Origin of the sequence: Pseudomonas violetae, from assembly GCF_023072615.1 — a bacterium.
GTDB lineage: Bacteria > Pseudomonadota > Gammaproteobacteria > Pseudomonadales > Pseudomonadaceae > Aquipseudomonas > Aquipseudomonas violetae.
In genome coordinates, this window is record NZ_JAKNRW010000011.1 from 34,503 (window position 1) to 58,568 (window position 24,066).

The 24,066-nt window shown below is 59.8% G+C and carries 24 protein-coding genes and 1 tRNA gene; 15 read left to right on the forward strand and 10 right to left on the reverse strand.

Annotation, left to right across the window (positions count from 1 at the left end; all coding sequences use genetic code 11):
* The first annotated feature begins 85 nt into the window (after positions 1-85).
* From L9059_RS15150 to nadA, 15 genes are all read left to right on the forward strand, one after another.
* Positions 86-832: a YebC/PmpR family DNA-binding transcriptional regulator gene (locus L9059_RS15150; protein WP_247291823.1), complete on the forward strand. Its 747-nt coding sequence runs from the start codon at positions 86-88 to the stop codon at positions 830-832.
* Between the two features lie 128 nt (positions 833-960).
* Entirely contained in the window at positions 961-1,485 is a 525-nt protein-coding gene (gene ruvC, locus L9059_RS15155) for a crossover junction endodeoxyribonuclease RuvC (protein ID WP_247291824.1), read from the forward strand.
* A 114-nt stretch (positions 1,486-1,599) separates the two neighbouring features.
* Positions 1,600-2,214: a Holliday junction branch migration protein RuvA gene (gene ruvA / locus L9059_RS15160; RefSeq protein ID WP_247291825.1), complete on the forward strand. Its 615-nt coding sequence runs from the start codon at positions 1,600-1,602 to the stop codon at positions 2,212-2,214.
* A complete protein-coding gene (gene ruvB / locus L9059_RS15165; protein ID WP_247291826.1) occupies positions 2,215-3,276 on the forward strand; it encodes a Holliday junction branch migration DNA helicase RuvB in 1,062 nt (353 codons plus the stop codon).
* 126 nt (positions 3,277-3,402) lie between these two features.
* Complete coding sequence (ybgC, locus tag L9059_RS15170; RefSeq protein WP_045058228.1) at positions 3,403-3,870, forward strand: tol-pal system-associated acyl-CoA thioesterase; 468 nt, start codon at positions 3,403-3,405, stop codon at positions 3,868-3,870.
* Positions 3,860-4,555: a protein TolQ gene (gene tolQ, locus L9059_RS15175; RefSeq protein ID WP_017340467.1), complete on the forward strand. Its 696-nt coding sequence runs from the start codon at positions 3,860-3,862 to the stop codon at positions 4,553-4,555. The genes ybgC and tolQ overlap by 11 nt, the downstream gene beginning before the upstream one ends.
* A gap of 23 nt (positions 4,556-4,578) precedes the next feature.
* Positions 4,579-5,031: a protein TolR gene (gene tolR, locus L9059_RS15180; protein WP_247291934.1), complete on the forward strand. Its 453-nt coding sequence runs from the start codon at positions 4,579-4,581 to the stop codon at positions 5,029-5,031.
* Positions 5,031-6,128 (forward strand): cell envelope integrity protein TolA, encoded by a 1,098-nt coding sequence (tolA, locus tag L9059_RS15185; protein WP_247291827.1) that lies wholly within the window; start codon positions 5,031-5,033, stop codon positions 6,126-6,128. The genes tolR and tolA overlap by 1 nt, the downstream gene beginning before the upstream one ends.
* 17 nt (positions 6,129-6,145) lie before the next feature.
* Complete coding sequence (tolB, locus tag L9059_RS15190; RefSeq protein WP_282615491.1) at positions 6,146-7,426, forward strand: Tol-Pal system beta propeller repeat protein TolB; 1,281 nt, start codon at positions 6,146-6,148, stop codon at positions 7,424-7,426.
* A 52-nt stretch (positions 7,427-7,478) separates the two neighbouring features.
* A complete protein-coding gene (pal, locus tag L9059_RS15195) occupies positions 7,479-7,976 on the forward strand; it encodes a peptidoglycan-associated lipoprotein Pal (RefSeq protein ID WP_003178634.1) in 498 nt (165 codons plus the stop codon).
* A 6-nt stretch (positions 7,977-7,982) separates the two neighbouring features.
* Positions 7,983-8,816 carry a tol-pal system protein YbgF gene (ybgF, locus tag L9059_RS15200; protein ID WP_247291829.1) on the forward strand — a complete coding sequence of 278 codons (834 nt, stop codon included), beginning with the start codon at positions 7,983-7,985 and terminating at the stop codon, positions 8,814-8,816.
* Positions 8,817-8,983: 167 nt separating this feature from the next.
* On the forward strand, positions 8,984-9,631 hold the full coding sequence (gene queE, locus L9059_RS15205) for a 7-carboxy-7-deazaguanine synthase QueE (RefSeq protein ID WP_247291830.1): 648 nt from the start codon (positions 8,984-8,986) through the stop codon (positions 9,629-9,631).
* Position 9,632: 1 nt separating this feature from the next.
* Positions 9,633-10,325: a 7-cyano-7-deazaguanine synthase QueC gene (gene queC, locus L9059_RS15210; RefSeq protein ID WP_247291831.1), complete on the forward strand. Its 693-nt coding sequence runs from the start codon at positions 9,633-9,635 to the stop codon at positions 10,323-10,325.
* 63 nt (positions 10,326-10,388) lie between these two features.
* A tRNA-Lys gene (locus L9059_RS15215) sits at positions 10,389-10,464 on the forward strand.
* Between the two features lie 271 nt (positions 10,465-10,735).
* Positions 10,736-11,794: a quinolinate synthase NadA gene (nadA, locus tag L9059_RS15220; RefSeq protein WP_017340460.1), complete on the forward strand. Its 1,059-nt coding sequence runs from the start codon at positions 10,736-10,738 to the stop codon at positions 11,792-11,794.
* Positions 11,795-11,912: 118 nt separating this feature from the next.
* Here nadA and L9059_RS15225 read toward each other — a convergent pair whose 3' ends face one another.
* The 10 genes from L9059_RS15225 to L9059_RS30970 all read right to left on the reverse strand — a co-directional run bounded on the left by L9059_RS15225 (position 11,913) and on the right by L9059_RS30970 (position 24,035).
* Positions 11,913-12,401: an RDD family protein gene (locus tag L9059_RS15225; protein ID WP_247291832.1), complete on the reverse strand. Its 489-nt coding sequence runs from the start codon at positions 12,399-12,401 to the stop codon at positions 11,913-11,915.
* Positions 12,402-12,497: 96 nt separating this feature from the next.
* Positions 12,498-12,710: a cold-shock protein gene (locus L9059_RS15230; RefSeq protein WP_003175786.1), complete on the reverse strand. Its 213-nt coding sequence runs from the start codon at positions 12,708-12,710 to the stop codon at positions 12,498-12,500.
* Positions 12,711-13,103: 393 nt separating this feature from the next.
* The gene (gene gcvT, locus L9059_RS15235) at positions 13,104-14,228 is read right to left on the reverse strand and encodes a glycine cleavage system aminomethyltransferase GcvT (RefSeq protein ID WP_247291833.1); all 1,125 of its coding nucleotides are present in this window, start codon (positions 14,226-14,228) and stop codon (positions 13,104-13,106) included.
* Between the two features lie 42 nt (positions 14,229-14,270).
* On the reverse strand, positions 14,271-15,647 hold the full coding sequence (locus L9059_RS15240; protein WP_247291834.1) for an L-serine ammonia-lyase: 1,377 nt from the start codon (positions 15,645-15,647) through the stop codon (positions 14,271-14,273).
* A gap of 202 nt (positions 15,648-15,849) precedes the next feature.
* Positions 15,850-18,717, reverse strand: a complete 2,868-nt coding sequence (gcvP, locus tag L9059_RS15245; RefSeq protein ID WP_247291835.1) for an aminomethyl-transferring glycine dehydrogenase — start codon at positions 18,715-18,717, stop codon at positions 15,850-15,852.
* 11 nt (positions 18,718-18,728) lie between these two features.
* On the reverse strand, positions 18,729-19,112 hold the full coding sequence (gene gcvH / locus L9059_RS15250) for a glycine cleavage system protein GcvH (protein WP_247291836.1): 384 nt from the start codon (positions 19,110-19,112) through the stop codon (positions 18,729-18,731).
* 447 nt (positions 19,113-19,559) lie between these two features.
* Positions 19,560-21,068: a sigma-54-dependent transcriptional regulator gene (locus L9059_RS15255; protein ID WP_247291837.1), complete on the reverse strand. Its 1,509-nt coding sequence runs from the start codon at positions 21,066-21,068 to the stop codon at positions 19,560-19,562.
* Between the two features lie 146 nt (positions 21,069-21,214).
* Positions 21,215-21,574 carry a DUF5064 family protein gene (locus L9059_RS15260; RefSeq protein WP_247291838.1) on the reverse strand — a complete coding sequence of 120 codons (360 nt, stop codon included), beginning with the start codon at positions 21,572-21,574 and terminating at the stop codon, positions 21,215-21,217.
* Between the two features lie 293 nt (positions 21,575-21,867).
* Positions 21,868-23,199: a CoA transferase gene (locus L9059_RS15265; RefSeq protein ID WP_247291839.1), complete on the reverse strand. Its 1,332-nt coding sequence runs from the start codon at positions 23,197-23,199 to the stop codon at positions 21,868-21,870.
* A gap of 80 nt (positions 23,200-23,279) precedes the next feature.
* Entirely contained in the window at positions 23,280-24,035 is a 756-nt protein-coding gene (locus L9059_RS30970; protein WP_428480274.1) for a methyl-accepting chemotaxis protein, read from the reverse strand.
* Positions 24,036-24,066 lie beyond the last annotated feature (31 nt).

A 24,066-nucleotide genomic window follows, 5' to 3' on the forward strand; every position in this document is an offset into this window, starting at 1 on the left:
CCTTTTCTTTAGGTCGAGATTATGAGTTGCTGGCCGGCGCAGTTCGCGTGGCGGGCAACGTTTCAACGTGAATTCGGAGCGAATTATGGCGGGTCATTCCAAGTGGGCGAACATCAAGCACCGCAAAGAACGTCAGGATGCCAAGAAAGGCAAGATTTTCACCAAGTGGATTCGTGAGCTGACGGTTGCTGCCCGCCAGGGTGGCGCTGATTCGGGTTCCAATCCGCGCTTGCGCCTGGCGCTGGACAAGGCCCTGGGTGCGAACATGAGTCGCGACATCATCGACCGCGCCGTGGCGCGTGGCGCCGGTGCTGCCGATACCGACGACATGGTCGAGCTGACCTACGAAGGTTATGGTCCCGGTGGCGTAGCGGTGATGGTCGAGTGCATGACCGACAACCGTAATCGCACCGCCGCCGCAGTGCGCCATGCGTTCAGCAAGTGCGGGGGCAACCTGGGGACCGATGGTTCGGTGGCCTACCTGTTCGAACGCAAAGGCCAGATTTCCTTTGCGCCGGGGATTGATGAAGATTCGTTGATCGAGGCGGCGATGGAAGCCGACGCTGATGACGTGGTTACCAACGAAGACGGTTCAATTGACGTGTTCACTTCGTTCGCAGGCTTCTACTCGGTGCGTAATGCCCTGGAGGAGGCCGGTTTCAATGCAAATGACGCAGAGATCGTGATGTTGCCGACCACCAGTGCCGAACTGGACCTGGAGGGTGCCGAGAAGGTGCTCAAGCTGCTCGACATGCTGGAAGACCTGGATGACGTGCAGAACGTCTATTCCAACGCGGACATCCCTGAATCGGTTGCCGCACAGTTGGGTTAACGGGCCACGCCGCTCACTGTAGGAGCGAGCTTGCTCGCGAAAGACCTGAGAGCGACACGCTCATCCAGGTAAACCGCGTTATCGTTAACGTCCATCGCGAGCAAGCTCGCTCCTACCTATGTAGCGTTATGACTCTAATTCTTGGTATCGACCCCGGTTCGCGCATTACCGGTTATGGCGTGGTATCTGATACCGGGCGCGGCTGCGTCTACGTGGCGTCGGGTTGCATTCGCACCGGTTCCGGTGAGCTACACGAGCGCCTGCAAATCGTCTATCGCAGCGTGCGCGAAGTCATACAGACCTACGGGCCGATCACCATGGGCATCGAAAAGGTGTTCATGGCGCGTAACGCCGACTCGGCACTGAAGCTGGGCCAGGCTCGCGGTGCGGCGATCGTTGCCGGAGCCGAGGAAAATCTGGAAATTGCCGAATACACCGCGACCCAGGTCAAGCAGGCGGTTACCGGTACCGGCGCGGCCAACAAAGAGCAGGTGCAGATGATGGTCATGCACATGCTCAAACTGACCAGCAAGCCGCAAATAGATGCCTCGGATGCCCTGGCCATCGCTATTTGCCATGCCCACACCCGCTCCAGCCTGCTACCCCACGGCCTGGGAACGGCACGCAGTCGTGGCGGGCGCTTGCGTCTCTGATAGCATCAGCACATCTTTTCCAGGACCAAGGGTCCTGCGCCTGTGTTGCCGGCGTAAAACCCTTGTCCTGTCAGTCGCCAGCCCTGTACTGGCCAACGCTCAAGGATCTGAAACGTGATTGGACGCTTGCGCGGCACACTGGCTGAGAAACAGCCGCCGCACCTGATTCTGGATGTAAATGGACTGGGGTATGAGCTGGAAGTACCCATGACCACGTTGTATCGCCTGCCGTCGGTCGGCGAACCGCTGACGCTGCACACCCATTTGGTCGTACGTGAAGACGCGCAGTTACTCTATGGCTTTGCCAGCAAGCGTGAGCGAGACTTTTTTCGCGAGTTGATCCGTCTCAATGGTGTGGGGCCGAAGTTGGCGCTGGCCTTGATGTCGAGCCTGGAAGTCGACGAACTGGTGCGCTGCGTTCAGTCCCAGGACACCTCGGCGTTGACCAAGGTGCCGGGCGTCGGCAAGAAGACCGCAGAGCGTCTGCTGGTGGAACTGAAGGATCGCTTCAAAGCGTGGGAAACGGTGCCGGCGATGTTTGCCCTGGTACCGAACCAGCCAGGTGGCCCTGATGTGGCGCCGCCGGCCAGCGCCGAGAATGACGCGGTCAGTGCGTTGATTTCCCTGGGCTACAAGCCCCAGGAGGCCAGCAAGGCGATTGCCGCGATAAAGGAGAAAGGTTTGAGCAGTGAAGACCTGATACGTCGTGCCCTGAAGGGAATGATTTAAGTGATTGAAGCTGATCGTCTGATTACAGCCGCACCCGGCCCGCGGGATCGCGAAGAGGTCCAGGACCGGGCAATCCGTCCGGTCAGCCTGGCCGAATACATCGGCCAGCCGACCGTTCGCGAGCAAATGGAACTGTTTATCCAGGCCGCTCGCGGGCGCAACGAATCCCTGGACCACACGTTGATTTTCGGTCCTCCGGGCCTGGGTAAAACCACTCTGGCCAACATCATCGCCCAGGAAATGGGGGTGTCCATCAAGAGCACTTCGGGCCCCGTGCTCGAGCGTCCGGGAGACCTGGCCGCGCTGCTGACCAACCTTGAACCGCACGATGTGCTGTTCATCGACGAAATTCATCGCCTGTCGCCGATTGTCGAGGAAGTGCTGTACCCGGCCATGGAAGATTTCCAGCTGGACATCATGATTGGCGAAGGGCCGGCTGCGCGCTCTATCAAGCTCGACCTGCCACCATTTACCCTGGTGGGTGCCACCACGCGGGCTGGCATGCTGACCAATCCGCTGCGTGACCGCTTCGGTATCGTGCAGCGCCTGGAGTTCTACAATACTGCGGACCTGGCCACGATTGTGGGTCGTTCGGCGAACATTCTCGGCCTGCCGCTCGATCCGGAGGGCGCCTTTGAAATCGCCCGCCGCGCCCGGGGCACGCCGCGGATCGCCAACCGCCTGCTACGGCGGGTGCGTGACTTCGCCGAAGTTCGGGCCAAGGGGCATATTACCAAGCCGATTGCCGACTTGGCCTTGAACCTGCTGGATGTCGACGAGCGCGGCTTCGACCATCAGGACCGGCGCCTGCTTCTGACCATGATCGAGAAGTTCGACGGCGGCCCGGTCGGTGTCGACAGCCTGGCGGCGGCCATCAGCGAAGAGCGTCATACCATCGAGGACGTCCTCGAGCCGTACCTGATCCAGCAGGGTTACATCATGCGCACGCCCCGGGGGCGGGTGGTGACCCGGCACGCGTACCTGCACTTCGGTTTAAACATCCCGTCACGATTGGGTGAGATGCCCGTGGTAGACGAATTCCTCGATGCAGTTGACGATTAATCACTTTGCGGGCTGATCAATTCGAGGTTTGTGCGGTCTGAGGACCGTACTTTTGCGAGAAAGCCGCAGAACAATGAAAAACAGTTGCCTGGCCGGATTGGCAACCTGAGGAGTAAGCACTAGAGTATGCGCGCGCAAAACGGGCTTGGGCCTTTCGCACATCGGTGTCGCGTTTATTACGAAGACACCGATGCGGGTGGCATCGTGTATTACGTTAATTACCTCAAGTTTATGGAACGGGCTCGAACCGAGCGGCTCCGGGAGCTGGGCTTTGCCCAATCCCAGCTGGCAGGGGAGGACCTGTTATTCGTCGTGCATTCCAGCGAAGCGCGTTACCACGCGCCGGCGCGACTGGATGACGAACTGCTGGTAAGCGCTGAAGTAAGCGAATTGAACCGTGCCAGCCTGCGTTTCAAGCAGCAGGTCAGGCGGGCAACGGATAATGTGCTGCTCTGCGAAGGGCAGTTTCTGGTGGCCTGTGTGCGCACTGAAAGTTTAAAACCCCGGGCCATTCCCGAAGCTCTACGTGCGGCCTTTGCCGACGTGAGCGGCGCGGGTACACACTCAAAGCAGGAGATAAAGCGTGGAAGCTAACGTCGTCGACCATTCCTCCATGTGGAGCCTGGTCAGCAATGCCAGTATCGTGGTGCAACTGGTAATGCTGATCCTGGTAGCCGCATCGGTCACCTCATGGATCATGATCTTTCAGCGCAGCAACCTGCTGCGCGCCGGTCGCCGTGCCCTGGAGAGCTTCGAGGAGCGCTTCTGGTCGGGTATCGATCTGTCCAAATTGTACCGTCAGGCCGGCAGCAACCCTGATCCGGATTCGGGCGTCGAGCAGATCTTCCGCGCCGGTTTCAAGGAATTCTCCCGTCTGCGCCAGCAGCCAGGCGTCGATCCTGAAGCGGTCATGGAAGGTGTGGCCCGGGCCATGCGCGTGGCTATCTCCCGCGAAGAAGAAAAGCTCGAGCAGAGCCTGCCGTTCCTCGCGACAGTGGGTTCCGTGAGCCCGTACATCGGTCTGTTCGGTACGGTCTGGGGCATTATGAACTCCTTCCGTGGCCTGGCTACTGCGCAGCAAGCGACCTTGGCCACTGTGGCCCCGGGTATCGCCGAAGCCCTGATCGCCACCGCGATCGGCCTGTTCGCCGCGATCCCGGCCGTTATCGCCTACAACCGGTTTGCGGCCCGCAGCGAAACGCTGATCAGCCGCTACTACACCTTCGCCGATGAATTCCAGGCGATCCTGCACCGCAAAGTGCACACCAGCGAAGAATAAGCAGGTAATTTCCAATGGCTTTAATCGCTCGAGCTCGCAAAAAGCGCAAGCCGGTCGCCGAGATGAACGTAGTGCCCTACATCGACGTGATGCTGGTACTGCTGGTCATCTTCATGGTGACCGCGCCGATGCTCAATCAGGGCGTGAAAGTTGATCTGCCCAAGGTTTCCAGCGAAGCCTTGCCGCAGGACAACAATACTCAGGTCCTGACCATTTCGATCAAGGCTGACAAGACCTATTACTGGAACCTTGGCAGCGAAGTCGACACCCAGAAGCAGCAGGACAAGGCCATGACCTTGCCGCAGATGACCGACGCGGTGACCAAGATCATTCGCGCCGGCAACGAAGGCGGCAAGCAGACCCAGGTCTTCATTCGAGGCGACAAGACCGTCGATTATGGATCGGTCATGGGCGCCATGGGCGGTCTCCAGAAAGCCGGGGTCGGTAATGTTGGCTTGATTACCGAGGCGCCCTGATGCAGCAACAACGAGAGCCGACAGCCTCGGAGAGCTACTTCTGGCCTAGCGTCTGGGCGATTGGGTTGCACGTGCTGGTGTTCGGCATGTTGTTTGTCAGTTTTGCCATGACCCCAGAACTGCCGCCGGCCAGGCCGATCGTCCAGGCGACCCTGTACCAGCTGAAGTCGAAAAGTCAGGCGACCACCCAGACCAATCAGAAGATTGCGGGTGAGGCGAAGAAATCCGCCGCACGTCAGACCGAAGTCGAGCAGATGGAGCAGAAGAAGATCGAGCAGGAAGCCATAAAGGCTGCGGAACAAAAGAAGGAAGATGCGGCTCAAAAGGCCGAAGAATCCAAAAAGGCCGACGAGACCAAGAAAGCGGACGAGGCGAAGAAGGCTGATGAGGCCAAGAAAGCCGACGAAGCCAAGAAGACTGCCGAAGCCAAGAAGACTGCTGAAGCCAAGAAGGCTGAAGAGAAACAATTGGCGGATATAGCCAAGAAGAAATCTGAAGAAGAAGCCAAAAAGGCTGCTGAAGAAGAGGCCAAGAAAGCGGCCGCTGAAGAAGCCAAGAAAAAGATCGTCGAAGACGCGAAGAAGAAAGCCGCAGAAGACGCCAAGAAGAAATCCGACGCTGAAGAGGCGAAGAAGAAAGTCGCCGAAGACGCGAAGAAGAAAGCTGCTGCCGATGCTGCGAAGAAAAAGTCGCAGGAAGCGGCACGTAAATCCGCCGAAGACAAAAAGGCCCAGGCCTTGGCAGATCTGCTTTCCGACACGCCACAACGTCAGCAGGCTTTGGCGGACGAGCGGGGCGACGAAGTCGCTGGCAGTTTCGATGACCTGATTCGTGCGCGTGCGGCAGAGGGCTGGGCCCGCCCACCTTCGGCACGCAAAGGCATGACGGTCGTGCTGCAAATCGGCATGTTGCCGGATGGAACAGTGACGTCGGTCACCGTCGGCAAATCAAGCGGAGATGGTCCGTTCGATGCTTCGGCAGTGGCCGCGGTCAAGAATATTGGACGTTTGACAGAAATGCAGGGAATGAAGCCGAGCGATTTTGCTCCGTATCGTTCATTCAAGATGACATTCACACCTGAGGATCTAGCCTTGTGAGAAACCTTCTTCGAGGAATGCTTGTCGCTATCTGCTGCCTGGCAGGGATGGCGGTAGCAGATGAGAAAAACATTCTGGTTACCAGCGGCAGTGATCGGGCTACCCCGATTGCAGTCGTTCCGTTCGCCAACCAGGGCGGCAGCGTGTTGCCGGATGATATGGCCGAGATCATCGGCAACGACCTGCGTAACTCGGGTTACTACTCGCCGATCCCGAAACAGAACATGATCAGCCAGCCAAGCCAGGCCAGCGAAATCATCTACCGTGACTTCAAGGCGCTGGGCGCCCAGTACGTCATGGTCGGCAGCATTGCTCCGGCGGGCGGCCGCCTGCAGGTGCAATACGCCCTGTTCAACGTCGCCACCGAGCAGCAAGTGCTGACCGGCAGCGTGTCGGGCAGTGTTGATCAGCTGCGTGACATGTCGCACTACATCGCTGACCAGTCGTTCGAAAAACTCACCGGTATCAAAGGTGCCTTCTCGACTCGCCTGCTCTACGTGACCGCCGAGCGCTTCTCCGAGAAGAACACTCGCTACACCCTGCAGCGTTCGGACTATGACGGTGCCCGTGCCGTTACCCTGTTGCAATCGCGCGAGCCGATCCTGTCGCCGCGTTTTGCCCCGGATGGCAAGCGGATCGCTTATGTCTCGTTCGAGCAGAAGCGTCCGCGCATCTTCATGCAGAACATCGACACCGGTCGCCGTGAGCAGATCACCAATTTCGAAGGCCTCAATGGTGCTCCGGCCTGGTCGCCGGATGGCAATCGCCTGGCGTTCGTGCTGTCCAAGGACGGCAACCCGGACATTTACGTGATGAACCTGGGTTCGCGCCAGATCACTCGCGTCACAAACGGTCCCGGTATCAACACCGAACCGTTCTGGGGTAAAGATGGTTCCACCATCTACTTCACCTCTGACCGTGGCGGCAAGCCGCAAATCTACAAGACCAGCTCAAGCGGTGGTGGTGCGGAGCGTGTGACCTTCATCGGTAACTACAACGCCAACCCTAAATTGTCGGCTGACGAAAAGACCCTCGTAATGATCCATCGCCAGGAAGGCTTCACCAATTTCAAGGTGGCGGCCCAGGATTTGCAGCGCGGTAGTGTAAAGATACTCACTGATAGCACTCTGGACGAGTCGCCTACTGTTGCGCCCAACGGCACCATGGTAATCTACGCCACCCGCCAGCAGGGCCGGGGAGTCTTGATGCTCGTGTCCATTAATGGACGCGTAAGGCTCCCGCTTCCTACCGCACAAGGCGAAGTCAGAGAACCTTCCTGGTCCCCTTACCTGAACTGACGCGGCGCTTTACGTTTTACTTAACACACTGGGGTTCATTAGGAGTTTCACGATGGAAATGCTGAAGTTTGGTAAATTTGCTGCGCTGGCTCTGGCCATGGCTGTAGCTGTAGGTTGCTCGTCCAAAGGCGGCGACAACGCCGGTGAAGGCGCTGTTGATCCAAACGCTGGTTACGGCGCAAATACTGGTGCAGTTGACGGTTCCCTGAGCGAAGAAGCTGCTCTGCGCGCAATCACCACCTTCTACTTCGAATACGACAGCTCGGACCTGAAGCCAGAAGCCATGCGCGCTCTGGACGTTCACGCCAAAGACCTGAAAGCAAACGGCGCTCGCGTTGTTCTGGAAGGCAACACCGACGAACGTGGTACTCGTGAGTACAACATGGCACTGGGCGAGCGTCGTGCGAAAGCCGTTCAACGCTACCTGGTACTGCAAGGCGTTTCCCCAGCTCAGCTGGAACTGGTTTCCTACGGCGAAGAGCGTCCAGTTGCTACCGGCAACGACGAGCAGTCCTGGGCTCAAAACCGTCGCGTCGAACTGCGTAAGTAATTCGTCATGCGAACGTGCCGTCGTGCTGTAACTGTTTTGGCCCTCAGCCTTGCACCGCTTGCGGTGTGGGCTGCGGTTCCTGTGGTCGATAACGACTCCGGCTATAACAATAGCGGGAGTAGTTATCCGCCTGCGGGTTACGGTACGAGCGGCGCCTATGCCGGGGGAGGGGTTTCGGCCCCTGTCTCGGCACAGGGCGAGCTGTTCAACCAACTGCAATCGATGCAGGAGCAGATCTCGCGCCAACAAGGCGTCATCGAAGTTCTGCAAAACGATGTAGCGCGCATGAAGCAGGAAAGCCTGGAGCGATACCAGGATCTTGATCGGCGCATTGGAACCGGCGTTGCACCAGCCGCAACTCCTGAGAATTCTTCCACCGGTGGCGATTTGAACGCCCCCGGTGCAGCAGCAGGTGCTGGAGCGGCTGCCGCTCAGGCGCCCGCCGCAGGTACCGAGCCGGCTGACCCAGCGAAGGAAAAACTGTATTACGATGCAGCCTTCGACCTGATCAAGGCCAAGGATTTCGATAAGGCCAGCCAGGCGTTTACCGCTTTCCTGCGCAAGTACCCCAACAGCCAGTACGCGGGTAATGCCCAGTACTGGTTGGGCGAAGTCAACCTGGCAAAAGGCGACCTGCAAGGTGCAGGTCAGGCGTTTGCCAAGGTTTCGCAGCTGTACCCCAAGCACGCCAAGGTGCCTGACTCGCTGTACAAGCTGGCTGATGTAGAGCGCCGACTGGGTCATACCGACAAGGTCAAGGGCATTCTGCAACAGGTCGTTGCCCAATACCCTGGGACTTCCGCCGCACAGTTGGCCCAACGCGACTTGCAGCGAATGTAAGTGTGCTTGACCCGTTTTGAAGAAACCCGCACTTGCTGCGGGTTTTTTCGTTAGAATTCACGCCCTTTTTCTGAAACACCGCTTTTTGGGATTCGCGCGTTGGCGGGGTTCCATCAAGTGCCTGACGGAGGCGGACAGCCTGTTTAGCTGTTACGCCCGTGGCGACTATGCAAGACACATTGAGAATCACCGAAGTATTTTACTCGTTGCAGGGTGAAACGCGGACGGCCGGGCTGCCCACTGTTTTTGTGCGTCTGACCGGTTGTCCATTGCGTTGCCAATACTGTGACAGCGCCTACGCCTTCACGGGCGGCACGGTTCGTCCGCTCGATGACATCATTGAGCAAGTGGCCGGCTTTCGTCCGCGTTACGTGTGTGTTACCGGCGGCGAGCCCCTCGCGCAGCCCAACGCCATCCCTCTGCTCAAGCGCTTGTGTGATGCCGGTTACGAAGTGTCACTGGAAACCAGTGGAGCTCTCGACATCTCGGCGGTAGATTCGCGGGTAAGTCGCGTGGTCGACCTGAAAACCCCAGGTTCGAAGGAAGCGCACCGCAATCGCTACGAAAACATCGAGCTGCTGACGTCCAACGATCAGGTGAAGTTTGTCATCTGTTCTCGTGAAGACTATGACTGGTCCGTGTCCAAGCTGATTCAGTATGGTCTGGATCGGCGAGCCGGTGAGGTCCTGTTTTCCCCCAGTCACCATGACCTGAATGCTCGGGACCTGGCTGACTGGGTGGTCGCGGACAACTTGCCTGTGCGCCTGCAACTGCAGCTGCATAAATATCTATGGAATGACGAACCGGGGCGCTGAAATGACTGAACAACTGAACGCTGCAGAAAAACGTGCGGTTATCCTCCTGTCCGGTGGCCTGGACTCGGCCACTGTCGTGGCCATGGCGCGAGCTGATGGCTACAGCTGCTACACCATGAGCTTCGACTACGGCCAGCGCTCCCATGCCGAGCTGCACGCTGCCGCACGCGTTGCGCGGGATCTTGGCGTGGTCGAGCACAAGGTGATCGGGTTGAACCTGAATGGCATGGGTGGTTCGGCATTGACCGACAGCAGTATCGATATTCCGGAGGAGGCTGGCGAAGGCATTCCGGTCACGTACGTTCCTGCGCGCAATACGGTGTTCCTGTCCCTCGCGCTGGGTTGGGCTGAAGTGCTCGGAGCGCGTGACATCTTTATTGGCGTCAATGCCGTCGACTACTCCGGTTATCCGGATTGCCGCCCCGAGTTCATCGAATCCTTCGAGCGCACGGCCAATCTGGCGACCAAGGCCGGTGTGGAAGGCAACGGCTTCCGTATCCAGGCGCCCCTGCAGAACCTGAGCAAGGCGCAGATCGTCCAGGCCGGCGTAAAGCTGGGTGTCGATTACGGCCTGACGGTTTCCTGCTACCAGGCCGATGATAACGGCCGGGCGTGCGGCAAGTGCGACAGCTGCCGACTGCGTGCAGAAGGCTTCGCGGCGGCCGGAATCAGCGACCCAACACCTTATTTTTGATTTATTTCAAATTAAGTGTTGAATAGTCCTTAAAAATCAGTATTATACGCGCCACCACACAGCGGGTCGTTAGCTCAGTTGGTAGAGCAGTTGGCTTTTAACCAATTGGTCGTAGGTTCGAATCCCACACGACCCACCATTTTTATAGCAGTTTTAAAAGTCTGGAAGGCCCACGCAAGTGAGGATTTCCGGATTTTTTTTTGCCCGCGATTTGAGCGTTGCTTGATTTGAGTCTGCAGCGGCGCAGGTCAGAATGATCTTTTGCATCCACTGGATATTCTGTAGCCTTGCGCAGCTCCAACGTTGTCCGTACCTGATGAATACTCACTTTCCCGGCGGTACCCTCTAAGGGGGCTGGAGCCGGGTGTATACTCGACTTTCGCGCGCAAGCGCTTGCAGGTCTTGCGAACATGACGCAGATTTCCGAACGCCTTCTGGTTCAAGCCCATCTCGACGCCAAGCAGCCCAAGCCGCTGACCGCCGAGGAAGAGGCCTATTATCGCGCCGCCATCGCTGCCGAGCTCAAGGCTCAGGACGCAGTGCTGGTTGCTCACTTCTATTGTGATCCGGTCATCCAGGCGCTCGCCGAAGAGACCGGAGGCTGCGTCTCCGACTCCCTGGAGATGGCCCGCTTCGGCAATGCCCATCCGGCCAAGACCGTGGTGGTCGCCGGCGTCAAGTTCATGGGCGAGACCGCCAAGATCCTCAACCCCGAGAAACGCGTGCTGATGCCGACCCTGGAGGCGACCTGCTCGCTGGACCTGGGTTGCCCGGTGGATGAGTTCTCGGCGTTCTGCGACCAGCACCCGGAACGCACGGTGGTGGTGTATGCCAATACCTCGGCGGCCGTCAAAGCCCGGGCCGACTGGGTGGTAACTTCCAGCTGCGCGCTGGAAATCGTTGAAAGCCTGATGGATAACGGCGAAACGATTATCTGGGGGCCGGACAAGCACTTGGGCACCTACATTCAACGCAAAACCGGTGCTGACATGCTGCTGTGGGACGGTGCCTGCATCGTTCACGAAGAATTCAAATCCAAGCAGCTTGAAGACATGAAGGCGCTATACCCGGATGCGGCCATTCTGGTGCATCCGGAGTCGCCGACTTCGGTCATCGAACTGGCGGACGCGGTGGGCTCGACCAGTCAGCTGATTGCGGCGGCACAGAGCCTGCCGAACAAGACGCTTATTGTGGCTACTGATCGCGGCATTTTTTACAAGATGCAGCAGTTGTGCCCGGATAAGGTGTTTATCGAAGCCCCTACGGCGGGTAACGGCGCGGCGTGCCGCAGTTGCGCGCATTGCCCGTGGATGGCGATGAATACGCTTGAGCGCGTGCTGAAGAGCTTGAAGGAGGGGACGAACGAGATCTTTGTCGATCCGGCGTTGATTCCGCAGGCGATTCGGCCGTTGAAGCGGATGCTCGACTTTACCCAGGCGGCGCGGATGAAGCTGGCTGGCAACGCCTGAGTACTTGAAAAAAATGTGGGAGCGGGCTTGCTCGCGAAAGCGGTTTGGCAGACAACATCAAAGTCGACTGATAAGCCCTCTTCGCGGGCAAGCCCGCTTGTGTTTACGGTGTTCGGGATCACTTGGCCTTCTTAGGAATCCGCACCAACTGCGTCTCGGAATACATGTCATGCCAGCTGCGTTTCTGCTTGTCGAACAGCGACCAGATGAAACCCAGGCCCACACACAGCAGTGAGGCGATGGATACCACAAAGCGCAGCAGTGCCTGCCACAGGCTGATGGATGAGCCGTCGGCGTTCTGCACCCGAATGCCCCACACCTGCATGCCCAGGGTCTGACCCGACCAGGTCCAGAACTTGGCAAAAAAACCGAACAGCACGAACAGCAGCAAGGTTGAGAGCAATGGATCACCGTCCAGTGCGCCTGCTTCGGTCAGGGTGCGCATACGGTCCTCGCCGATGATCGCCATCTGGATCATCTTGTAGATGCCACTGGTAACAATCAGCAAAGCGGTGCATAGCAGGAAGTCATAGAACATCGCTGCCAAGCGACGACCCAGGCCAGCGGCGGGGAATTCGCCCTGGGGCTTCAGCAGGTGTTTCGACATGGCAGGGGTCTCGGCGGAAAAAGAACTCATTTTACGGATTTGCGCGCACAAAAAAGCCCCTGATGTCAGCATCAGGGGCTTTTTCGTTACAGAAGATTAAGCTTCTGCCTGTACTTCGTCAGCCTGCATGCCTTTCTGGCCCTGCACAGCAACGAAAGTCACTTTCTGGCCTTCTTTCAGGCTCTTGAAGCCGTTGCCCTGAATGGCGCGGAAATGCACGAACAGATCCGGACCGCTTTCTGGAGTGATAAAACCAAAACCTTTCTCGTCGTTAAACCACTTGACGGTACCGCTCTGACGTTGGGACATTTCTTATTTCCTTTGACGCAAAAAATTAGTGGCAGCCTCTTTCTCGTGAAAGAGTACTGGGACTGGTTGCAGGAGAGTAAGAAGACGTCGAGCGGGATGTAGCTAACTTGTAGGCTACTGCCCAGGTCACGATGCCAAGCGACCCATGCAAACACAGTGAACAAACTCTACGCCAACTAGCCAATAAAAAACAAGCCCCTGTGAGAGGCCCGGTTTTGCTCGGCTTGGAGGCTATTGGCCGGTCCACTAGTGCAGCTTGTTTGATAGCGGTTTTCAATTGTTTTCGATCGTTATAACCGCAGTTCATTATCGCACTGTTGCACTATTTTATGGCGGTTGCGTTACAGATTAGTGCAGTGTTAACGCAACCGCGTTACTTATAGGAACAGTCAATCAACCGCGATAGTAGCGTTGTGGAACAAATGGCATTTTGCTTACAAGCATAGGCACCTTTTTCCCACGGACAATCGCCCATACGGGTGTGTCGAGTGTTACGTAAGCCGTGTCGAGGTAACCCATGGCCAAAGGACCGCCCAGCGTTGGGCCAAAGCCACCGCTGCAGACGCTGCCGATGATCTCGCCAGCTTCGTTGACGATTTCTGCGCCTTCGCGCACAGGCGTTCGCTCTTGCGGCAACAGGCCTACGCGCTTGCGGCTGACTCCGCCCTGTTGTTGCGCAAATATGCTTTCTGCACCCGGAAAGCCGCCGGCCCGCGCGCCATCGGCACGACGCGGCTTGGAGATGGCCCACAACAGGCTGGCCTCGATCGGGGTGGTCTCAGTGTTCATGTCATGGCCATAGAGGCACAGGCCGGCTTCCAGGCGCAGGGAGTCACGAGCGCCCAGGCCGATCGCAGCCACTTCAGGCTCGGCCAGCAGTGCCCGGGCCAAGGCTTCGGCATGCCCGGCCGGTACGGAGATTTCGAAACCGTCTTCGCCAGTGTAGCCCGAGCGGCTGACGAAACATTCGACCCCCAACAGCTGGACGCGAGTGAACTGCATGAAGGTCATCTTCGCCACTTCAGGCGCCAGGCGCGCCAGTACGGTGACGGCGGCGGGACCTTGCAAGGCCAGCAGCGCGCGCTCTTCGAACAGCGGCTCGATGGAGCACTGCTCGCCAATATGCTTGCGCAGGTGCGCCAGGTCCTGGTCCTTGCAGGCGGCGTTGACCACCAGGAACAGTTCGTCGTTACCCAGGTTGGCGACCATCAGGTCGTCGAGAATGCCACCGGCCTCGTTGGTGAACATCGCATAGCGTTGCATCCCCACCGGCAGGTCGATGATGTCTACCGGTACCAGGGTTTCCAGGGCCTTGGCAGCGTTGGCGCCGGTCACGCGGATCTGGCCCATGTGCGAGACATCGAACAGTCCGGCGTGGTCGCGGGTGTGCTGGTGTTCTTTCATCACGCCCAGCGGGTATTGCACCGGCATGTCATAGCCGGCGAACGGCACCATGCGCGCGCCGAGTTCTATGTGCAGGGCGTGCAGCGGGGTAGTCAGCAATTGTTCGGTGGACATGTTCTGCTCCTGAAAAAATGTGCAGAGGCCAATGCGCGCGCATCAGCACTCGATAATATTGACCGCCAGACCGCCGCGGGCGGTTTCCTTGTATTTGCTCTTCATGTCGGCGCCGGTCTGGCGCATGGTGCGGATGACCTTGTCGAGGGAGACGAAGTGCTGACCGTCCCCGCGCAGGGCCATGCGGACCGCATTGATCGCCTTGACCGAGCCCATGGCGTTGCGCTCGATGCAAGGCACTTGCACCAGGCCGCCGATGGGGTCACAGGTCAGGCCGAGGTTGTGTTCCATGCCGATTTCCGCAGCGTTCTCCACTTGCTGCACGCTGCCGCCAAGCACTTCGCACAGCGCGCCGGCCGCCATGGAGCAGGCCACCCCGACTTCACCCTGGCAGCCGACTTCGGCACCGGAGATCGAAGCGTTTTCCTTGTACAGGATGCCGATGGCGGCAGCGGTGAGCAGAAAACGCACCACGCCATCATCGTTCGCCCCGGGAATGAAGCGTATGTAGTAATGCAACACGGCCGGAATGATTCCCGCTGCGCCGTTGGTGGGTGCTGTCACGACTCGTCCGCCATTGGCGTTTTCTTCGTTGACCGCCAAGGCGTACAGATTGACCCAGTCCAGTACCGAGAGCGGGTCGCGCAAGGACGATTCGGGGTTTTTGCACAACTGCCGATGCAGCGCCGCCGCTCGGCGCTTGACCTTCAAGCCGCCGGGCAGGATGCCCTCGTTGTGACAACCGGCGGCCACGCAATCCTGCATCACTTGCCAGATGTTCAGCAGGCCAGCGCGGGTTTCGGCTTCCGGTCGCCACGCACTTTCATTGGTCAGCATGACCTGGCTGATCGACAGGCCGTAGGTCGCGCAGTGCCCCAGCAGGTCCTTGGCGCTCTTGAACGGAAAGGTCAGTTTGGTCGCATCTTCGACGATGCGATCAGCGCCGGCGGCGTCCTCGTCGACCACAAAGCCGCCACCGACCGAGTAGTACTCGCGACTGCGGATCTGCAATCCGGCAGCATCGAATGCGCGGAAAATCATACCGTTGGGGTGATAAGGCAGCGGTTTGCGAATCATCGCCAGGTGTTCTTTTTCGTTGAACGCGATGCTGTGTTCGCCCTGCAGGTTCAAGCGGCCACTGCTGCGAATGCCTTGCAGGCGGGCGGCGACGGTTTCGGTGTTCACGGTGTCCGGGTGTTCGCCTTCCAGGCCAAGCAGCACGGCCTTGTCGCTGCCGTGGCCTTTGCCGGTGGCGCCGAGTGAGCCGTAGAGCTCGACCTTGACGCGGGTGGTTGCAGCCAGCAGCCCTTCACGGCGCAACCCTTCGACGAAACGAGCGGCAGCCCGCATCGGGCCGACGGTGTGGGAACTGGAGGGGCCGATGCCAATCTTGAACAGGTCGAACACGCTTAAAGCCATGGTTGTTCTCCGGTTTCTTGTTATGGGAATTGGCGGAATCTTTTGACTGGACACGGTCCTGTGGGAGCTGGCTTGCCTGCGATGGCGGTGGTTCAGTCGCCATCGATGCTGCCTGACAGGCCGCTATCGCAGGCAAGCCAGCTTCCACAGGTTTTGTGGTGTTCTTGAGAAAGAGGGGCAGGCGCACCCGCCCCTCTTTGGTTTAAGCGTAGCTTTCGATCGACGGGCAGGCGCACACCAGGTTGCGATCACCGAACACGTTGTCGACGCGACCGACCGGTGGCCAGTACTTGCCTTCGATCAGTGATGCTACAGGGTAGACCGCCTGCTCACGGCTGTACGGGTGAATCCACTCGCCTACCAGTTCCGCTGCAGTGTGCGGCGCGTTTTTCAGCGGGTTGTCGTCCTTGTCCAGGGTGCCGTTTTCCACTGCGCGGATTTCTTCGCGGATGCGGATCATGGCGTCGCAGAAGCGGTCCAGCTCTTCCTTGGATTCGCTTTCGGTCGGCTCGATCATTAGCGTGCCAGCCACCGGGAACGACATGGTCGGCGCATGGAAACCGAAGTCGATCAGGCGCTTGGCGACGTCATCGACGCTGATGCCGCTGCTGTCCTTGAGTGGACGCAGGTCGAGAATGCACTCGTGTGCCACCAGGCCATTACTGCCGGTGTAGAGCACTGGGTAGTGCTCTTCGAGGCGACGGGAAATGTAGTTGGCATTCAGGATCGCCAACTGTGAAGCACGCTTGAGGCCGGCGCCGCCCATCATCCGGATGTACATCCAGGTGATCGGCAAAATGCTCGCGCTGCCGAACGGCGCCGCGCAGACTGCGCCTTCCTTGCGCGCCATCTGGGCGTGGCCTGGCAGGAAAGGAGTCAGGTGCGATTTGACGCCGATCGGGCCAACGCCCGGGCCGCCACCACCGTGGGGGATGCAGAATGTCTTGTGCAGGTTCAGGTGCGAGACATCGCCGCCGAACTTGCCTGGAGCACAGAGGCCGACCATCGCGTTCATGTTGGCACCGTCGATGTACACCTGGCCGCCGTGATCATGAATGATCCCGCAGATTTCGCGGATGCCTTCTTCGAACACACCGTGTGTCGACGGGTAGGTGATCATCAGCGCCGCGAGGTGTTCGCGGTGCTCGATGGCCTTGGCGCGCAGGTCTTCGATGTCCACGTTGCCGCGGGCATCGCAGGCGGTCACGACCACGCGCATGCCGGCCATGTTGGCGGTGGCCGGGTTGGTGCCGTGGGCAGACGACGGGATCAGGCAGATGTCGCGACGGTCTTCGCCACGGCTCTGGTGGTAGGCGCGGATGGCCAGCAGACCGGCGTATTCACCTTGCGAACCGGCGTTCGGTTGCAGGGAGATCGAGTCGTAGCCGGTAGCCGCGCACAGCATCGCTTCCAACTCGTCGGTCAGTTGCTGGTAGCCAGCACTTTGCTCGGCCGGGGCAAACGGGTGCAGGGCGCCGAATTCGGCCCAGGTCACCGGGATCATTTCGCTGGCGGCGTTGAGTTTCATGGTGCACGAACCCAGTGGGATCATGGTGCGATCCAGGGCCAGGTCCTTGTCGGCGAGCTTGCGCAGGTAGCGCATCAGCTCGGTTTCCGAGTGATATCGATTGAACACCGGGTGGCTGAGGATCGGCGACTGGCGCACCAGTTCAGCCGGGATGGCGATCTGGATTGTGGCGGCGAGGGCGGCGAAATCCGGTAGCACCTGGCCGTCGGCGAATAGGGCCCACAGGGTTTCCACATCTGCTTGTGCAGTGGTTTCGTCCAGGGAAAGGCCCAGGCGCTCGGCGTCGACGACCCGCAGGTTGATGTGCCGGGCGTGTGCCTTGTCGTGAAACGCGGCGGTGTTGGCGCCGGTGTTGACAGTCAGGGTGTCGAAGAAATGCTCTTGCTCGACGCTCAGGCCCAGTGCGCTCAAGCCTTTGGCCAGGATGGCGGTCAGGTGATGAATGCGTTTGGCAATCTGCGCCAGGCCTTTGGGGCCGTGGTACACCGCGTACATGCTGGCGATGTTGGCCAGCAGCACCTGGGCGGTGCAGATGTTGCTGGTCGCTTTCTCGCGACGGATGTGTTGCTCGCGGGTCTGCATGGCCAGGCGCAGGGCCGGCTTGCCGAAACGGTCCACCGAGACGCCGACCAGACGACCCGGCATGTCGCGCTTGAACGCGTCCTTGGTGGAGAAATACGCGGCGTGCGGGCCACCGAAACCCAGCGGCACACCGAAGCGTTGTGCGCTGCCGATGGCTACGTCGGCGCCAAACTCGCCCGGCGGGGTCAACACGGTCAGGGCCAGCAGGTCAGCGGCCACGGCAACCAGTGCATTGGCCGCGTGGAAGCGTTCGGTCAGTTCGCGGTAGTCGAACAGGTCGCCGTTGCTCGCCGGGTATTGCAGCAAGGCACCGAAGTACGGCGTCACGTCAGTCAGTTCGCGCTCGTCGCCGACCACCACGTGGATGCCCAAAGGCTCGGCACGGGTGCGCAGCACGTCGAGGGTTTGCGGGTGGCAATGGGCGGAGGCGAAGAAAGCGTGGCTGCCTTTGTTCTTGCTCAGGCGCTTGCAGAACGTCATTGCTTCGGCTGCGGCGGTGGCTTCGTCGAGGAGCGAGGCGTTGGCGATCGGCAGGCCGGTCAAGTCGCTGATCAGCGTCTGGAAATTCAGCAGTGCTTCGAGACGGCCCTGGGAAATCTCTGGTTGATACGGGGTGTAGGCGGTGTACCAAGCCGGGTTTTCTAGCAGGTTGCGCAGGATCGGCGACGGCGTGTGGGTGCCGTAGTAACCCTGGCCGATGAAGGTCTTGAACAGCTGGTTCTTGCCGGCGATGCCTTTGATCATGGCCAGGGCGTCGGCTTCACTCAGGCCGTCGTCCATGCCGAGCACGCTGGTGCCCTTGATGCTTTCCGGAATAACGCTGGCGCTCAAGGCTTCCAGGGAGGCGAAGCCGAGGCTGTTGAGCATGGCTTGCTCATCGCCTGCGCGCGGGCCAATGTGGCGCGCGATGAATTCGTTGGCGGTCGTCATATTTACAGAAACAGGCAGTACTTGAGTCATTTCGGTGCTCCTCAGGCTTCGGCGTTGGCTTTGATCAGACGGTCGTAAGCATCCTGATCCAGCAGTTTGGCGACGGCCGAGGCGTCGGTAGGCTGAAAACGGAAGAACCAGCCTTCACCCAGGGGATCTTCGTTGACCAGTTCCGGGCTGCTGTCGAGCGCCGGGTTCACTTCCAGTACTTCACCGTCCAGAGGCATGTACACGCCGCTGGCAGCTTTTACCGATTCCACGGTGGCCGCTTCTGCGCCCTTCTCGTAGGACTGCAGCTCTGGCAGTTGTACGAAAACCACGTCGCCCAGAGCGTTCTGCGCGAAGGCGGTGATGCCGACTGTGACGCTGCCGTCAGCTTCGGTGCGCAGCCATTCGTGATCTTCAGTAAAACGCAACTCGCTCATGGAAACTCCTAAGGGGGCCAGACTCGTCTGGTAGACGCGATTGAATGCACGGGGGTTTTAGCCCTGATTTATGCAGGGGTAATAAGCAAAATCGCGGCCAATGTTTTAAAAGCGTTATAAAACAGTGAGTTGCGAGTTTTTGAGGCGGGAGAAAATGTTTACTGTGTAGCGAAATCGCTACAGCTTGGGGCTTGGAAAAAAGCCTATCTGTATCAAAGCCTTGCGCACTGGTGCCTGGGGAGGTGTGTAGCGATATCGTTCCGCTGTAGCGCTTTCAGTACGGCTGGAGGTCGTTTCTAAACAGGTTAGAAGGCCTTCGATTTGAATTCGTCCCGTAGGAGCTGCCGAAGGCTGCGATCTTGTCGCAGGCAACACAATATCGAAGTCAAAAAGATCGCAGCCTTCGGCAGCTGAGGATGGAGGCCAGGCGTGAGAATTCAGCGACGGCTACTGCTTGGTAGGAATCCCATACTTGCGCAGCCGATGCGCGATCGCCGTGTGGGAGGTCTGCAAGCGGCTTGCGAGCTGCCGGGTAGACGGGTAGCTGACGTAGAGTTTTTCCAGCAGGGTTTTCTCGAACTCGTCCACGGCCTGCTCCAGGCTGTCGACTTCGGAGTCGCTCTGGCGTGCCACCGAGGTGCCGGCGATGTCGAGGTCACCAATGTCCACCAGACTGCTTTCGCAAATGGCCGCCGCGCGGAATATCACGTTCTGCAACTGCCGCACGTTACCAGGCCAGCGGTTACCCAGAAGTGCCGGGTAAGTCCCGGGCGCCAGTCGGCACACCGGTCGCTGGATCTGCGCACAGGCCTGCTGCATGAAGTGACGGGCCAGCAGCAGAATGTCCTGGCCCCGCTCACGTAGCGGCGGGACTTCGACATTCAAGACGTTGAGGCGATAAAACAGGTCTTCGCGGAACGAGCCTTCACTGACCATTTTTTCCAGGTCACGGTGGGTCGCGCTGAGGATTCGCACGTTGACCTTCACTTCGCGATCACCGCCCACTCGCCGAAAGCTGCCGTCATTAAGAAAGCGCAACAGTTTTGCCTGCAGGTAGGGCGACATCTCGCCGATCTCATCGAGAAACACCGTGCCTTGGTTGGCCAGTTCCATCAGGCCCGGTTTACCGCCTCGTTGCGCTCCGGTGAAAGCCCCCGGGGCATAACCGAACAGCTCGCTTTCGGCGAGGTTCTCCGGCAATGCCGCGCAGTTCAGCGCGAGGAAAGGCGAGCTGTGCCGGGCGCTGATGGCGTGGCAGGCGCGCGCAACCAGTTCCTTGCCAGTGCCGGTTTCGCCCTGGATCAGCAAAGGCGCATCCAGGGCCGCCACGCGCTGGGCGCGGGCCTTGAGGGTGCGGATCGCCGGAGATTCGCCCAGCAGCGCATCAAAGCCTTCGGCATGATCATGGTGCAGCGCCGACAGACGCTCGCCGATGCGGTTGGGTTGATACAGGGTCAGCAACGCACCGGCATCGGTGATGGGCGTGGCGTCGAGTAGTAAGGCCTGGCCGTTGAGCGTGATCTCGCGCAGCGGCAGGCGAAAGCCGTGCTCCAGCAACGCGTCGAGCAGCGCCGGGTCGGCAAACAGTTCCGCCACGCTTTCCCCCGCCGGTTCGCGACCGTACAGGGCAATCAGTGCCGGATTGGCCAGTAATACGTTGCCCGCACTGTCGAGCGCCAGCACCGGGTCGGTCATGGCCGCCAGCAAGGCATCGAGCTGCAGGTGCCGGCGCTGGCCAGGCAGAATGTCCACCACCGTCACCGCCTGCACGCCGCGGACGCTGAACAGCGCATCGCGCAGCTCTTCGAGTACTTCCGGGCTCAAGGTCGGCGCGTCTATGTAGACGTTGGGCGGCACCATTTCCACCGCATCCAGGTTGAGATTGCGCCCACCGAGCAACGCCAGGACTTCCTGGGTGATGCCGACTCGGTCGATGAAACTGACGTGGATACGCATGGGGGCGGTGTAGTTCTGGCGTGCGGAGGGTGGCAAGTATGCCTTGGGGAGCGCCGCAGGTGAAATCCTGCACTGATTTGCGAAGACCTTAGGAGCAAAGCTTTGCTTCCACAGTTGGCGAGGCAGCCTTGCTCCTGCACAAACGGCTACTCGAGGTGTTCGGGTTTGACCGGGTCGCCGGACTTGACGTCGAGCTGCGCCCGGACGTCTTCGAACATCAGGTCGTACGCCTTGTGGACCGTGCCGATCCCGACTTCCTTGGGTAGACCATGTTTTTGCGCGAGGCGAGTGGCATGGCGGGCGAAATCGAACGCCTGGTCCTTGGGCAGGAAAAACTCCTCCTGCCATTTTTCGTTCTGCACTAACCCATGCATTTTGAACAGCATGCCTACGCCTTCCTTTGGGTCCTGGGTCACTTCATAGTCGATGCTCAGCGAGTAGCTGTAGTCATCCTTATGCAGCGCGGTGCGCTCGATGTGCAGGTGACCGGGCTCGAACGTAGCCATTGGCATCTCTCCGTATCAGTTGGTAATGCCAGGTGTCGCCGTGCAGAGGGGAGCGCAGGCAGGGTCCTGGACGATCAATTCGCCGTCCGAGAGTGGACCGAACATCGCGATATTTCCAGTAAAGCGAAGTCACCGGAGTATTTTCAGCCTCGAGCTGAACTTCGATGGCTGCTGGCGCTATCGAGAGCAGGCTCGCTCCCATAGGGGGGCGCGTTGCCGTTGTGACCACAGGGTTGCACTGCGGGAATCGCATTTCCAATGTGGGAGCGAGCCTACTCGCGAAGATATGCGCATCACCACCACTGCGCCCGATGGGAGCCCAATTCAGCCGCCGGAATCGTCCACTGCAATGGCGTGCCGGTGATCTTCAGCGGCACCTGCAGTCGATGCGCCGCCCCCCAGGCTGTTTGCTCGACCAACAGCCCCTTGTCGTTGTCATCTTCAACCCGCAAGGGTGCCGCCGGCCCGACGCCATTTTCAATCAACAACTTCGCCGTGCGCGCCAGCGATAACCGTGCCGATCCGCCCGTGTCCAGCAGGCGAATCGCGCTGGCCGCCATCAGGTACCCGGTGGCGTGATCGAGCGCTTGCAGGGGCAATGGCGTCGGCTGGTCTGACTGCTTCCAATGCATGCCAGCCTCGGCAATTCCGCAGCTCATCTGCACCAGGCTGTCGAAGCCCCGGCGATTCTGCCAAGGACCGCTCCAACCATAGGCATTCAGGCAGACGTCGATCAGCTCGGGGGCCAGATGCCGGCGCTCGGCGGTGCCATAACCGAGGCGTTCCAGTGCATCGGCGCGGTAACCATGCAGGAGGATGTCGGCGTCCTTGAGCAGGTTGTCGAAGATCGCGCGATCCGTTGGGTCGTGCAAGTCCAGACGCGCGCAACGCTTGCCCAGGGTGACTTCCGGTACCACGCCAGGCTCGTTCCAGGAGGGAGGATCGATGCGCAGGACGTCGGCGCCCAGCCCGGCGAGAAAGCGGCTGGCGACTGGCCCGGCGAGTACGCGGGTCAGGTCCAGCACCTTGATTCCGGCCAGGGGGCGGGCCACGGAACCTTGCCAGGGTTTCGCCCGCGCACTGTTGCCTGCGGCAAAATGCACCAGTGGCTCAGCGTTCACGGCCTGCCCTTGGGGATGCGCTTGCCATTGCGCCCAGCTGCGCATTTGCGCGGCACAACCGGCGGCTTCGACCACGGCCTGTTCAAGATCAGCTGCAGCCCATTGCGCGACTTTGTTAGCCATTGCCGATCGATCGGCAACGCTGCCGAGCACGCTTTCGGCGGCTGCGCGGTGATGCGGTGCGTTGGTGTGCAGGCGGATCCAGCCATCCCGGGTGGCGTAGTCGCCCGCGACCGGGTCCCATAAGGGCGGAACATTCCAGCCCAGCGGACGCAGCGAGGTGGCAAACCAGAACGACGCGAGGCGCCGGTCGACTTCCAGGCCGGGAAGGCGCCCGGTGTGCCGATGCAACAGGTCGCAGATTGCCTGACCGGCCACGCCAATGCTGGCGCAGGCCAGGTCGGTGACCGCAAACGCGCAGGGCAGGGCGCCGCTCGATGTGCAGGGGATAGGGGTATTGGGCAAGCCGAGTGCGGCTTGAATGGACGTGAATAGATCAGTCATCGAAGGCCCTCCGGAAGAGGGCCGATCATAGATCAAAAAATGTGCAGTGCCGGATGAAAACTGTTGGAGCGAGCCTGCTCCTACACGCGGAACTGATCCATCAACTTCATCTGATGGGTCGTCAGCGAATTAAGGTGACTGCTGATCTGTGCCGATTCGGTCGCTTGCCCGGTCAGGGTTTCGGTGACGGTACGGATGGCTGAGACGTTGCGGTTGACCTCTTCGGCCACGGCGCTTTGCTGTTCGGCGGCGCTGGCAATTTGCAGGTTCATGTCGCTGATCACGGTGACCGCATCGCTGATCTTGCTCAAGGCCTGTACTGCTTGCTGAATTTGACCGGCGTTGCTGTGGGCCTGGGTCTGGCTCGAGTGCATGGTGGCAACGACGCCGCGGGTGCCAGTTTGGATGCGTTCGATCACCGTGCGGATTTCTTCCACCGAGTCCTGGGTACGTTTGGCCAGGTTGCGCACTTCATCAGCCACCACCGCAAAACCACGCCCGCTCTCGCCGGCGCGGGCGGCTTCGATAGCTGCGTTGAGGGCCAGCAGGTTGGTTTGTTCGGCAATGCTGCGGATCACCTCCAGCACCGAGCCGATTTGCTCACTGTTGACCGCCAGGGCTTCGACTTCGACAACCGCCTTGCTGACCTCATCGGCCAGCTGACTGATGTCGCGGGTGCTGCGCTCGATGATCTGCATGCCATCGCGGGCCGATTGGTCCGCGCCCTTGGCCGCATTGGCCGCATTCGAGGCACTGTTGGCGACGTCGTGGGCGGTGGCGCTCATTTCATTGGAGGCGGTGGCAACCTGGTCGATCTCGCGGAACTGCACCTGCATCCCTTCACTGGTCTGGCGGGCGATTTCCGAG

Bases quoted from the DNA above. Each gene is read 5' to 3' on its own strand.
- L9059_RS15150 (WP_247291823.1), top strand. From the start codon at position 86: ATGGCGGGTCATTCCAAGTGGGCGAACATCAAGCACCGCAAAGAACGT.
- ruvC (WP_247291824.1), top strand. From the start codon at position 961: ATGACTCTAATTCTTGGTATCGACCCCGGTTCGCGCATTACCGGTTAT.
- ybgC (WP_045058228.1), top strand. From the start codon at position 3,403: ATGCGCGCGCAAAACGGGCTTGGGCCTTTCGCACATCGGTGTCGCGTT.
- tolA (WP_247291827.1), top strand. From the start codon at position 5,031: ATGCAGCAACAACGAGAGCCGACAGCCTCGGAGAGCTACTTCTGGCCT.
- tolB (WP_282615491.1), top strand. From the start codon at position 6,146: ATGCTTGTCGCTATCTGCTGCCTGGCAGGGATGGCGGTAGCAGATGAG.
- pal (WP_003178634.1), top strand. From the start codon at position 7,479: ATGGAAATGCTGAAGTTTGGTAAATTTGCTGCGCTGGCTCTGGCCATG.
- ybgF (WP_247291829.1), top strand. From the start codon at position 7,983: ATGCGAACGTGCCGTCGTGCTGTAACTGTTTTGGCCCTCAGCCTTGCA.
- queE (WP_247291830.1), top strand. From the start codon at position 8,984: ATGCAAGACACATTGAGAATCACCGAAGTATTTTACTCGTTGCAGGGT.
- queC (WP_247291831.1), top strand. From the start codon at position 9,633: ATGACTGAACAACTGAACGCTGCAGAAAAACGTGCGGTTATCCTCCTG.
- nadA (WP_017340460.1), top strand. From the start codon at position 10,736: ATGACGCAGATTTCCGAACGCCTTCTGGTTCAAGCCCATCTCGACGCC.
- L9059_RS15225 (WP_247291832.1), bottom strand. From the start codon at position 12,401: ATGTCGAAACACCTGCTGAAGCCCCAGGGCGAATTCCCCGCCGCTGGC.
- L9059_RS15230 (WP_003175786.1), bottom strand. From the start codon at position 12,710: ATGTCCCAACGTCAGAGCGGTACCGTCAAGTGGTTTAACGACGAGAAA.
- gcvT (WP_247291833.1), bottom strand. From the start codon at position 14,228: ATGTCCACCGAACAATTGCTGACTACCCCGCTGCACGCCCTGCACATA.
- L9059_RS15240 (WP_247291834.1), bottom strand. From the start codon at position 15,647: ATGGCTTTAAGCGTGTTCGACCTGTTCAAGATTGGCATCGGCCCCTCC.
- gcvP (WP_247291835.1), bottom strand. From the start codon at position 18,717: ATGACTCAAGTACTGCCTGTTTCTGTAAATATGACGACCGCCAACGAA.
- gcvH (WP_247291836.1), bottom strand. From the start codon at position 19,112: ATGAGCGAGTTGCGTTTTACTGAAGATCACGAATGGCTGCGCACCGAA.
- L9059_RS15255 (WP_247291837.1), bottom strand. From the start codon at position 21,068: ATGCGTATCCACGTCAGTTTCATCGACCGAGTCGGCATCACCCAGGAA.
- L9059_RS15260 (WP_247291838.1), bottom strand. From the start codon at position 21,574: ATGGCTACGTTCGAGCCCGGTCACCTGCACATCGAGCGCACCGCGCTG.
- L9059_RS15265 (WP_247291839.1), bottom strand. From the start codon at position 23,199: ATGACTGATCTATTCACGTCCATTCAAGCCGCACTCGGCTTGCCCAAT.
- L9059_RS30970 (WP_428480274.1), bottom strand. From the start codon at position 24,035: ATGCAGGTGCAGTTCCGCGAGATCGACCAGGTTGCCACCGCCTCCAAT.